The sequence below is a fragment of the Salegentibacter salegens genome (assembly GCF_900142975.1).
GTDB lineage: Bacteria > Bacteroidota > Bacteroidia > Flavobacteriales > Flavobacteriaceae > Salegentibacter > Salegentibacter salegens.
Genome location: NZ_LT670848.1, coordinates 19,084 through 30,160, shown reverse-complemented (window position 1 = coordinate 30,160; position 11,077 = coordinate 19,084). Strand labels below are relative to the sequence as shown.

Here is an 11,077-nt window from a genome sequence, read left to right as displayed (position 1 = left end):
TAATTATAATATGAACAATAATCTTAAAAATAAAGCCTGGAACGAAATTAAAACCAACGATTCCTGGGCGATCTTTAAAATAATGGGCGAATTTGTAAATGGCTATGAAAAGCTAAGTCAAATTGGGCCCTGCGTTTCAATTTTCGGTTCAGCACGAACCAAACCAGATCAAAAATATTATAAACTGGCAGAAAAAATTTCTAAAAAAATTGTCGAAAATGGCTACGGCGTAATTACCGGCGGTGGCCCCGGCATTATGGAGGCTGGTAATAAAGGTGCTCATCTTGGTGGCGGAACTTCAGTAGGATTAAACATTGATCTTCCTTTTGAGCAACACGACAACCCATATATTGACAACGATAAAAGTCTCGATTTCGATTATTTCTTTGTTAGAAAAGTAATGTTCGTAAAATACTCTCAGGGTTTTGTTGTAATGCCAGGAGGTTTTGGAACGTTAGACGAACTATTTGAAGCAATCACGCTAATTCAAACTCATAAAATAGATAAATTCCCTATTATTTTAGTGGGAAGAGATTTTTGGGGAGGTCTCGTAGACTGGGTGCAAAAAACTCTTTTAGATACTTTTCAAAACATTAGTGCCCCAGATATGGATCTTGTTCAGGTAGTAGATACCGAAGATGAGGTTATCGAAATTTTGAATGAATTCTACGGGGAATATAATCTTAGTCCTAACTTTTAATCAAATCTTGAGAAGGGAAAAAAACTTTGATTATATTTAGCTCGAATTCTGTGTTAAGTTAAATATATTCCCATTGAGATTTTATCTGTTTTATTTATTTTTTTTTGTGGGAATTGGATGGGGTTTTACGCAAAACTCCATCTCCTTAAATGCTCACTTAAACGATAGTACACACACTTTTACCATAGAACAGGAATTGGTTTATACCAACTCCAGTAACGATACCCTTACCCAAATCTACCTTAATGATTGGGCAAATGCTTTTAGTGCAAAAGACACTCCCCTGGCAAAACGTTTTGCCGAAGAATTTGCAAGGCGCTTTAGATTTGCCAAAAATGAAGAACGAGGCGCTACCTACATTAATAAACTCACCAATACCGAAAACGAATCCCTTATTTGGGAACGCCCAAACCAGGCCCAGGATCTTATTAGAGTTAATCTTTACAACCCTTTGCTTCCTGGTAAAAGCATCACTATAAACTTAGATTACGAGGTAAAAGTTCCAATAGATAAATTTACACGTTACGGGGTAGATTCAAATAATAATTACAAACTACGGTATTGGTATATTACTCCCGGCGTTTATAAAAATGGTAATTGGGAAGTTTATAGCCATAAAGATTTAGGCGATCAATATAATGCAATGCATGATGTTGAAATAACCCTCACCACTCCCCCTAAATATTACGTGGGATCGGCCCTGGATTTTGAAAGTGTTAGAACGAGTAACGGTTCTAAAACAGTTAAGCTTTCAGGTAAAGATCAATTAGACACTAAATTATATCTTACCAATTCTTTTATTTTTGAGTCTATTAGAACTGAAGCTCACGAAGTCTTCACAAACGTAGATGACGACGAACTCCAGCCAGAAATTAAAAGAATTCTGTTAGATCGTATTATAAAATACTACAACAACAGGCTTGGTGAATACCCCCATAAAAACATTTTTGTAACCCGTGACGATTATTTAAATAGTCCTATTTATGGTTTAAACCAATTACCGGGTTTTATTCGTCCTTTTCCAGATGGTTTTCAATATGATATCAAGCAGTTTAAAACTATCACCAATTACCTGCTGAAAAATTCAGTGCATATTAATCCGCGTAAAGAACAGTGGGTTCACGATGCTATTCTGGTTTCTTTAATGATAGATTATGTAAATGAGTATTATCCTAAAATGAAACTCTTAGGAAATCTCAGCAATATTATTGGTATACGATGGTTTCACGCTGCAGACCTGGAATTTAACGACCAGTACCAGTTTCTTTATATGAATATGGCACGAATGAATTTAGACCAGCCCCTTACGGCCGCTCAGGATTCCCTGGTTAAGTTCAATAAAAATATTGCTAATGCCTATAAAGCCGGGGTGGGCCTTAAATATCTTGAAGATTACCTCGGGAACGATAAGGTGAAAAATGCAGTTAAAGAGTTCTACCAGGAAAATAAAATACAACCCACCACGGCAGAAGCTTTTGAACAAACTTTAAAAAGCCACGCCAATAAAGATATTTCCTGGTTTTTCCAGGACTATGTAGACTCAAATAAAAAAATAGATTTTACCATTCAAAGATTATATAAAACAAAAGATTCGTTACGGGTTACCATTAAAAACAAAAGAAAAACCGATTTCCCCGTGTCTCTATATGGCTTAAAGGACGGAGAAATAATCTTTAAAAAATGGGTAGAAAATATAGACAAGACCAAAACAATAGAAATTGCCCGGCAGGATGTAGACAGGCTCGCATTAAACTATGAACAAAAAATCCCTGAATTCAACCAACGGGACAATTATAAAGCGGTTACAAAACTTTTTAATAAACCCCTTCAGTTTAGATTACTGCAGGATATAGAAGACCCCAGGTATAACCAACTATTTTTTATGCCAGAATTCAATTATAACTTGTACGATGGTATTTCTATTGGGCCCAAATTGTATAATAAAACGGTTCTTTCAAAAACCTTCAATTTTAATATTTCACCCAAATATGGTTTTAATAGTGAAACCATAGTTGGCTCGGCATCTCTTAGCAATACCCACCAGTTTGAAAATAAAGAACTCTACAAAATCTCTTACGGCCTGGGAGGAACGCGCTATTCGTATGGTTACAATCTATTCTATGAAAAATACACGCCGTTTTTAAATTTTTCTTTCAGAGATAAATATTTGCGTGATAATGAGCGTCAAAATTTATTGATAAGAAATGTAAATGTAAGGCGGGATAGCGATCCAGATAAAACATTAGATGAACCTAACTATAATGTTTTCAACATTAATTATAGATACAGCAAGCCCCATTTGGTAGATTATTATAGCGCTTCTTTTGATTTTCAACTGGCAGAAAAATTCAGTAAAATTTCCATGAGCCTGGAATATCGAAAATTGTTTAGAAATAATCGTCAAATCAATCTACGCTTCTTTACCGGTACATTTTTGTATAGCGATGATATGGAAACCAATTATTTCAGTTTTGCTTTAGATCGCCCTACCGATTATCTTTTTGATTATAATTACTACGGAAGAAGCCAGGGTTCAGGTTTATTCAGTCAGCAAATTATTGTGGCAGAAGGTGGGTTTAAATCCCAATTACAACCCGAATATGCTAACCAATGGCTAACCACTTTAAATGCCAGTACTAACCTCTATAAATGGTTTTTTATATATGGTGATGTAGGTTTGGTGAAAAATCAGCATCAAAATGCACGGTTTTTATACGATTCTGGCGTTCGTTTAAGTTTAGTAGACGATTATTTTGAAGTTTTCTTTCCTGTTTATTCTAATTTAGGCTGGGAAGTAGCTCAGGAAAATTACGACCAGAAAATAAGGTTTATTGTTTCTTTAGATCTAAACACATTAATCAGGTTGTTTACCCGCCGCTGGTATTAACAAAGATTTAAATGCTTAGGTAATTCTTAGCAATCTTCAATTGAATTACATTTTAATCAGTATTTACTATTAAATTCTATATTTCTTTTCAGTAAATACAATAAAAATCTTTTAAAATACACTTTTCTTAAAATATTTTGATTTTAATGAATTGTGTACAATCTAAGTTTTCGTTACATTTGTTATTATTCATAAATTACGTTCATGCAAAGCGAAACAAAAACTAAAGATTCAATTTCATTTGAGGATTTCAAGACCGAGGTGCTGGCAGATTTTAAAATAGCCGTTACCAGCCGGGAATGTAGCCTTTTGGGTAGACGCGAAGTGCTTACCGGAAAAGCTAAATTCGGAATCTTTGGCGATGGAAAAGAAGTGCCACAGCTTGCTATGGCAAAAGCTTTTAAAAATGGTGATTTTAGATCTGGTTACTACCGTGACCAAACTTTTATGATGGCCATTAATCAATTTAGCATAGAACAATTCTTTTCCGGTTTGTATGCCGATTCTAACCTGGAAAACGAACCAATGTCTGGCGGAAGACAAATGGGAGGCCACTTTACCACCCACAGTCTTAATGACGACGGCAGCTGGAAAAACTTGATAGACCAAAAAAATTCCAGTGCCGATATCTCCCCAACAGCCGGCCAAATGCCAAGACTTTTAGGCCTTGCCCAGGCTTCAAAAATTTATAGAAACGTAGAAGGTTTACCTGCCGAGAAATTTTCAGAAAACGGAAATGAAATCGCCTGGGGAACTATTGGAAATGCCAGTACCAGCGAAGGCCATTTTTGGGAAACCCTGAACGCTGCAGGCGTAATGCAGGTGCCTATGGTTTTAAGCGTATGGGACGACGAATATGGGATTTCGGTACACGCCAAACATCAAACTACAAAAGAAAATATTTCTGAAATCGTAAAAGGTTTCCAAAGAGATGAAGAAAATAAAGGCTACGAGATTATCGTGGTTAATGGCTGGGATTATGTAGCGCTAATTGAAGCCTACGAAAAGGCTGAAAAAATAGCACGAAGAGAACATTGTCCGGTTCTTATTCACGTGGTAGAACTAACACAACCACAAGGGCACTCTACTTCCGGTTCTCATGAGCGATACAAAAATGAGCAACGTTTGTCCTGGGAACGTGAATACGATTGTAATGTAAAGTTTAGAAAATGGATTTTAGAGAACAATATTAGCACAGATGAAGAGCTGCAAAATATTGAAAAAGAAATAAAACGCGAGGTAAGAGAAGGCAAGAAAAAAGCGTGGAATAAGTATGCTGAACCCACCAAAGCCAAACAAAAAGAATTACTCGTTGTACTTTCTAAACTGGCAAAAAATACCGAGAAAAAAGATACAGTAGTTAAACTTGCTAAAGATCTTAACGCTAATAAAGAACCGCTTAAAAAAGATCTTGCGGTTGCAGCAAGAAAGACTTTAAGGGCAATTAGAAAAGAAAATTCTGAAGAAAAATCCCAATTACTGAATTGGCTTAAGGAATTTGAAAAAGATATGGCTAATGATTATAACAGCCATTTGTATATTGAATCTAACGGGATTCAAACTGAAGTTTTACCGGAATATGATGAAGATTCAGCTGAAGTTGATGGAAGAATTATTCTGCGTGATAACTTTGACCAGATTTTTGGCAATATCCCTGAAACCCTCATCTTTGGTGAAGATACCGGTGAGATTGGTGATGTAAACCAGGGACTGGAAGGTCTTCAGAAAAAATACGGAAAACTACGCGTTGCCGATGTTGGTATTCGCGAGGCCACGATCCTCGGCCAGGGAATTGGAATGGCAATGCGAGGTCTAAGGCCTATTGCTGAAATTCAATACCTGGATTACGTTATGTATGCTATACAGGGGATGAGTGACGATCTTGCTACCTTACAATACCGAACCAAAGGAAAACAAAAAGCTCCGCTAATTATAAGAACCCGTGGCCATCGCTTAGAAGGAATTTGGCATAGTGGTTCCCAAATGGGAGGAATTCTAAACCTGGTACGCGGAATGTATGTTCTGGTACCAAGAAATATGACCAAAGCAGCAGGTTTTTATAATACTCTTTTAAAACAGGATACTCCTGCGCTATTGGTGGAGTGCTTAAACGGGTACCGTTTAAAAGAAAAAAAACCGAGTAACTTAGCCGATCTTAGAACGCCAATTGGCAAAGTAGAAACCATTAGAGAAGGAAGCGATATTACCTTAGTTTCTTATGGCTCTACCTTAAGAATTGTAACTCAAACGGCTGAAGAATTAAGTGAATATGGTATTAATGCTGAAGTAATAGATATTCAATCTCTACTTCCTTTTGATTTGGATCACGACATTGTAAAAAGCGTAGAAAAAACTAACAGACTTCTGGTTATAGACGAGGATGTTCCGGGAGGAGCCTCAGCCTATATTTTAGATAAGGTTTTAAACGAGCAAAACGCCTGGAGATACCTGGACAGCAAACCGCAAACACTAACCGCTAAGGAACATCGCCCGGCTTATGGAACCGATGGAGATTATTTTAGTAAACCTTCAGCAGAAGATATTTTTGAAAAGGTTTATTCAATTTTCAACGAGGTAAATCCAGAGGAATATCCGGCGATACGATAAATCTTGTTAATTGTTTAAAGTGAAAATCCCCAATCTAGTTTTAGATTGGGGATTTTTTTTATTTTAACTTCTTGCGAGTAACAAATTCAACACTTCTTACATCCAGTTTTTTGAACTAACCTCTGCCTTATACAACACATAATTTACGTATTGCAAAATATCTCTATTCACAGCATAAAAGTTTAAATCACCCCCGGCGGTATGGAAAACTACATTCACGAGGTTTTTTCTTTTATACCAAATAGGTTGCTTTACACTTATAGATTGGATTTTAAATAATTCCAGGGTTTCTTCGGTTTTATTCCAAAAGCCAGTTTTTTTCTGAAGAAATTCTTCGGTAATTATAAGTTTTCTAGCTCTAAAGGCAAGAATTTGTAAAGATAAAGCGGCAAGCATATATAAACTTGCTACGGCTAAAACAGCCCATAATTTTAGTCTTATAAAATCTGTAAAATACCAGAGTGCGAGAAATATCAATACCGGCAATACTGCCAATGAAATTTTTCTGAATAATAATAATTTATCTGGTCTAAAGGTCGTGCTGAAACTAGATTTAGAAGATTCTGGATATAAAAAATACTTTATCTTTTTTACGATCTCTTTTCCCAGGCCGGGAATCTTTATTTTATTTTTTTGAAGTTCATTTTCGCTGCTGGATAAGGAAATTTGGGCTTCATAAAGATTGAACCGCTTTTGAACCGGGTTGGTTTTAATTCTCATCAATTGAAGCCGTCTTGGTTGAAGGGAAACCTTGGTATTGGTTTTTAACCCCATTTCTACCTCCATTTTATCCTTATTCTGCTGAATTGTTAAGCCATAATACTTAATAAATACTTCAATAATTGTAATACTTATACTTAAAAGTAAGAGAAGCACAAAAAGCAGTGCTAAGAACCCGATAGATTGCAAGACCCCAGAAAACTGATCAAAATAAACTTCAACATCTTCTACCCGATCTTTAAAATAGGTGTTTACTCTATTATAAATAGTCATTACAAATGCAAAAACCAACGAAAGCCCGCGAAGATAATTAGTGCTTATCCCAATTTTAAGAAGCGTGAGAAATCCTACCTTATGAGTCCAAAAAACCTCGTTATTATCCTCAGTTTCTAAAGATTCTTCTATTGAATTTTCTTCGGTATTTTTAGCTTTCGCTTTTAATAGAATTTTTGAAAGCTTATTAGCATCTTCGCCAGATATAGCTTTAATTTCAACCTCTTTTAGATTGCTTCCAGCGGTATCAATTATCAGGCTGTACACCTTGATTATTCGTTGCAGAATAGAACGTTTAAAATAAACCTGCTGAATTTTATCAAAAGGAATCGCAGTATTTTCGGTAGAAAAAATTCCTTTTTCCAACACAAATTCCTCCCGTTTATAATCTATATAAAAAACAAATTTGCGATAGTACAGGTAGCTATAAATAAAGGTTAGAATCCCAATAAAAAGCAAACCCAAACCAATATAAATTAAAGTATTTCTACTGGGGCCGCTAACTAACAAATAGGCACCAACCGCCCAAAAAGTTCTAAATAATTTATAGAGGCTTGAAATAAATATAAGAAGGATTCCGGCTATAGATTGGCGCTGGGCGTTACTGTAGGCTTCAGGATTCATCTTCAGAAATCTTAACCGCAATTGCCTCTTTTAATTGAACAGCCATTTCGGGATCTAAACCGGGAATAGTAATATCACTTCCTCCTCCACCGGCAGTAAAAATATTAAGGCTGGAAATTCCTAAAATCTTATCCCAAATCCCTCTTGAAATTGAAGCGTGCTGTACCCTATTAAACGGAATTACCGTTGTTTTACTAAAAATAAATCCTCTTCTATAAATAATATCTCTTTCCCTTATAGCATAACCCAAACTTTGAAGCAGCTTATAATTATTCCAAAATCTAAATATAAAAGCGATTAATACAAAGGCAAAAATAATTCCCGATTGAATATAATTTAGCTGAAAAAACCAAAAAACACCAAGCGCCACAGTAAGCACGAGCATAAAAATGCCCGTCTGAATATTCATTTTTATAAGATATTTAGACGAAACTGAAGAAAACGCTACCGACTCATATTTGGGCAGGGAAGCTAAATCTATTTGTTCGTTACTAAAATCTTTGGCTATGGAATCCATTTTTTATCAAAATTAGGTTTTCTTTTTTCCAGAAAAGCATCACGGCCTTCTTTTGCTTCATCTGTCATATAAGCAAGTCGGGTAACTTCTCCTGCAAACACTTGCTGGCCAACCATTCCGTCATCGGTCATGTTCATGGCGAATTTCAGCATCTTTATAGAAGTTGGCGATTTTGCCATAATTTCCTGTGCCCATTCATAAGCAGTATCTTCCAGCTCATCGTGCGGAATTACCGCGTTCACCATTCCCATTTCATAAGCTTCTTGCGCAGAATAATTTCTTCCGAGGAAAAAGATTTCCCGTGCCTTCTTCTGCCCTACCATTTTCGCCAAATAAGCTGAACCATAACCGGCATCAAAACTAGTTACATCGGCATCGGTTTGTTTAAAAATAGCGTGTTCTTTACTGGCAAGTGTTAAATCGCAAACTACGTGCAAACTATGCCCACCTCCTACTGCCCAGCCGGGAACTACACAAATTACAGCCTTTGGCATAAACCGTATTAACCGCTGAACTTCCAAAATATTTAATCTATGGTAGCCATCTTCACCTACGTAACCCTGGTGTCCACGTGCTTTTTGATCGCCACCGCTACAAAACGCCCATTTCCCGTCTTTTGATGATGGGCCCTCGGCCGAAAGTAAAACGCAGCCAATTTCAGTATCTTCGTGTGCATTATGAAAGGCATCTAACAGCTCTGAAGTAGTTTTAGGTCTAAACGCATTGCGAACATCGGGACGGTTAAAAGCAATTCGCGCCACGCCACCCGATTTTTTATAAGTTATATCTTCGTATTCTTTTACAGTTTTCCAGTTGATTTCACTCATAGGTCTTTATTTTATTCAAAAATAAGCTTTTCAATTTATCTTAATATCTTTGCTGTGCAATTAGATTTGCATTGTTTTTGCTATATTAAAGACAAAAGCCCTGAAAATGAAATTTCGCTTCCTATTTCTAAGTCTGTTTTTATTCAGCATAACTTCAGTTTCTGCCCAGGAATACTGGGATATTGCCGATTTTGAAATTAGCAACTACAGTATAGAACCTTCCTGGAGCGATCTTAGTTTTGGACAACAATTCTTTAAAGGAGATTTTGATCTTCCCAGCGGTGAATTTATAAATGTAGATGAAAACAAACGTTCTAGCGTAGATATGGTTGGAATCCTGGAACAGCAGCGTAATATGAAAAAACGCACCGTAGATATTGGAAGTCCTTTACCTACAACCACGCAAAAGAAAAAAGCTTTCGAAATTTCTAATAATTACCGACTTAGGGATAATGACGAAGTTTACAATGATGCCCTGAATTCGAATCCTTATTACCAAAACCAGCGAATTTATCAAAACGCCCTTCACAGGCAAACCCAGCGAAGAATGTATTACGGCTCACAATATTACTCGCCAAGAGGGAGCTACTTTTACTAATCTTCTTTAAGATAAATACCGTCGTCTTTAATATCTATTTTTCTTTGTTTATAAAGATTCCCTGCGGCACGCTTAAAGCTCTTTTTGCTAATTCCTAACTGACTGTGAATAGCTTCGGGAGAAGATTTATCGGTAAGGTTTAGATAACCTTCGTTTCTCTTTAATTTATCAAGGATTAACTCAGCATTTGGTTCAATACTTCTGTAACCTGGTCTTTGCAGGCTAACATCAATTTTGCCATCGGGACGGGTTTTAGTGATAAATCCGCGCATTTCATCACCAACATTTATTTCCTGGAAAACATCGTCGTGATAGATCAAACCTAAATGCAGCTGATTAATAATTACATTGTAACCTAAATCACTTTTATTGCTAATTATAAGATCTACCTCTTCAAAAGGCGCTATGGTTAATTCAGAATTATCCAAAAATGCATGTACTTTGCTTGAACCTACCAAACGATCGGTTTCTTCATCTAAATAGCAAAAAATAAGATAGCGTCCGCCCTTTTTCATAGGGTAAGCCTGCTCCTTAAACGGAACAAATAAGTGTTTTTCAAGTCCCCAATCTAAAAAAGCACCAAATTCAGTGGTTTCTACACATTTTAGAAAAGCAAATTCATCAAGTTTCACTAGAGGTTCTAAGGTAGTTGACACTGGTCTTTCTTCATGATCCAGGTAAACAAAAACATCAATCTCTTCACCTATTTCAAAAGTTTCGGGTATATATTTATTCGGAAGTAAAACTTCATTCCCTTCATTATCTGTTAAGAAAAGTCCAGGCTCGGTTTCCCTTACAATATTAAGCGTATGATTTTCACCAATTCTAAGCATAATCTATATTTTGAGGTGCAAAGATACTTTATATTTTACGGTTTCTCTATAAAACAGAAAAATCCGTCTTTCACTCCAGAAAAACGGATTTTTATAATATTTAGACCATTTATTTTATTTAAAAACACTTTCTTTTTTAAAGTATTTTGTAAGTAAATAATAGACTACCGCACGATACTTATTCCTATTAGATTTACCATATTTTTCCATTACGGCATTTAAACCTACATCTAATTTCTCGTCATCCTTAAGCCCTAATTTTTTGATTAAAAAATTGCGTTTTACGGTTTCCATTTCAGACTCTGAAGAACTGGAAACGGTTTCAGCATCGCTTCTAAAAATACTTGGACCACAAGATTCGGTTACTTTTCTAAGCAAACCAACATCGGGTTCTTCGCCCGTTTTGTCTTTCACATCCTGAATGTATTTACCTACTTTTTCATCGGTTTTTGTACTCATAATTAAGAATTTTGGTTTATTTCTCAACAAGT

At 36.0% G+C, this 11,077-nt stretch carries 9 protein-coding genes; 4 read left to right on the top strand and 5 right to left on the bottom strand.

Translation table 11 applies throughout. The features are described 5' to 3' along the window. Positions 1-10 precede the first annotated feature (10 nt). The 3 genes from B5488_RS00125 (at position 11) to B5488_RS00115 (ending at position 6,194) form a co-directional block, all read left to right on the top strand. On the top strand, positions 11-700 hold the full coding sequence (locus B5488_RS00125) for an LOG family protein (RefSeq protein WP_079733430.1): 690 nt from the start codon (positions 11-13) through the stop codon (positions 698-700). Positions 701-773: 73 nt separating this feature from the next. Next, positions 774-3,587 (top strand): gluzincin family metallopeptidase, encoded by a 2,814-nt coding sequence (locus B5488_RS00120; protein WP_079733429.1) that lies wholly within the window; start codon positions 774-776, stop codon positions 3,585-3,587. Between the two features lie 204 nt (positions 3,588-3,791). Further along, the gene (locus B5488_RS00115) at positions 3,792-6,194 is read left to right on the top strand and encodes an alpha-ketoacid dehydrogenase subunit alpha/beta (RefSeq protein WP_079733428.1); all 2,403 of its coding nucleotides are present in this window, start codon (positions 3,792-3,794) and stop codon (positions 6,192-6,194) included. Between the two features lie 96 nt (positions 6,195-6,290). Here the strand turns inward: B5488_RS00115 and B5488_RS00110 are convergent, their stop codons facing one another. From B5488_RS00110 to B5488_RS00100, 3 genes are read right to left on the bottom strand one after another with little or no spacing between them, the layout of a single operon-like run. Continuing rightward, positions 6,291-7,811 (bottom strand): PH domain-containing protein, encoded by a 1,521-nt coding sequence (locus tag B5488_RS00110; RefSeq protein ID WP_079733427.1) that lies wholly within the window; start codon positions 7,809-7,811, stop codon positions 6,291-6,293. Continuing rightward, on the bottom strand, positions 7,801-8,328 hold the full coding sequence (locus B5488_RS00105; protein ID WP_079733426.1) for a PH domain-containing protein: 528 nt from the start codon (positions 8,326-8,328) through the stop codon (positions 7,801-7,803). The genes B5488_RS00110 and B5488_RS00105 overlap by 11 nt, the downstream gene beginning before the upstream one ends. Next, a complete protein-coding gene (locus tag B5488_RS00100) occupies positions 8,316-9,155 on the bottom strand; it encodes a 1,4-dihydroxy-2-naphthoyl-CoA synthase (RefSeq protein WP_037320904.1) in 840 nt (279 codons plus the stop codon). Before B5488_RS00100 ends, B5488_RS00105 begins: the two co-directional genes overlap by 13 nt. A gap of 106 nt (positions 9,156-9,261) precedes the next feature. Here B5488_RS00100 and B5488_RS00095 point away from each other — a divergent pair, with 106 nt between their 5' ends. After that, positions 9,262-9,753: a hypothetical protein gene (locus B5488_RS00095; RefSeq protein WP_079733425.1), complete on the top strand. Its 492-nt coding sequence runs from the start codon at positions 9,262-9,264 to the stop codon at positions 9,751-9,753. Here the strand turns inward: B5488_RS00095 and B5488_RS00090 are convergent. Then, a complete protein-coding gene (locus tag B5488_RS00090; protein ID WP_079733424.1) occupies positions 9,750-10,586 on the bottom strand; it encodes a CvfB family protein in 837 nt (278 codons plus the stop codon). The two genes, B5488_RS00095 and B5488_RS00090, sit on opposite strands and share 4 nt — an antisense overlap. Before the next feature lie 114 nt (positions 10,587-10,700). Next, the gene (locus B5488_RS00085; protein ID WP_079733423.1) at positions 10,701-11,045 is read right to left on the bottom strand and encodes a DUF2853 family protein; all 345 of its coding nucleotides are present in this window, start codon (positions 11,043-11,045) and stop codon (positions 10,701-10,703) included. Positions 11,046-11,077 lie beyond the last annotated feature (32 nt).

Coding starts and splice junctions, on each gene's coding strand:
- B5488_RS00125 (WP_079733430.1), top strand. CDS start 11: ATGAACAATAATCTTAAAAATAAAGCCTGGAACGAAATTAAAACCAAC.
- B5488_RS00115 (WP_079733428.1), top strand. CDS start 3,792: ATGCAAAGCGAAACAAAAACTAAAGATTCAATTTCATTTGAGGATTTC.
- B5488_RS00110 (WP_079733427.1), bottom strand. CDS start 7,811: ATGAATCCTGAAGCCTACAGTAACGCCCAGCGCCAATCTATAGCCGGA.
- B5488_RS00105 (WP_079733426.1), bottom strand. CDS start 8,328: ATGGATTCCATAGCCAAAGATTTTAGTAACGAACAAATAGATTTAGCT.
- B5488_RS00100 (WP_037320904.1), bottom strand. CDS start 9,155: ATGAGTGAAATCAACTGGAAAACTGTAAAAGAATACGAAGATATAACT.
- B5488_RS00095 (WP_079733425.1), top strand. CDS start 9,262: ATGAAATTTCGCTTCCTATTTCTAAGTCTGTTTTTATTCAGCATAACT.
- B5488_RS00090 (WP_079733424.1), bottom strand. CDS start 10,586: ATGCTTAGAATTGGTGAAAATCATACGCTTAATATTGTAAGGGAAACC.
- B5488_RS00085 (WP_079733423.1), bottom strand. CDS start 11,045: ATGAGTACAAAAACCGATGAAAAAGTAGGTAAATACATTCAGGATGTG.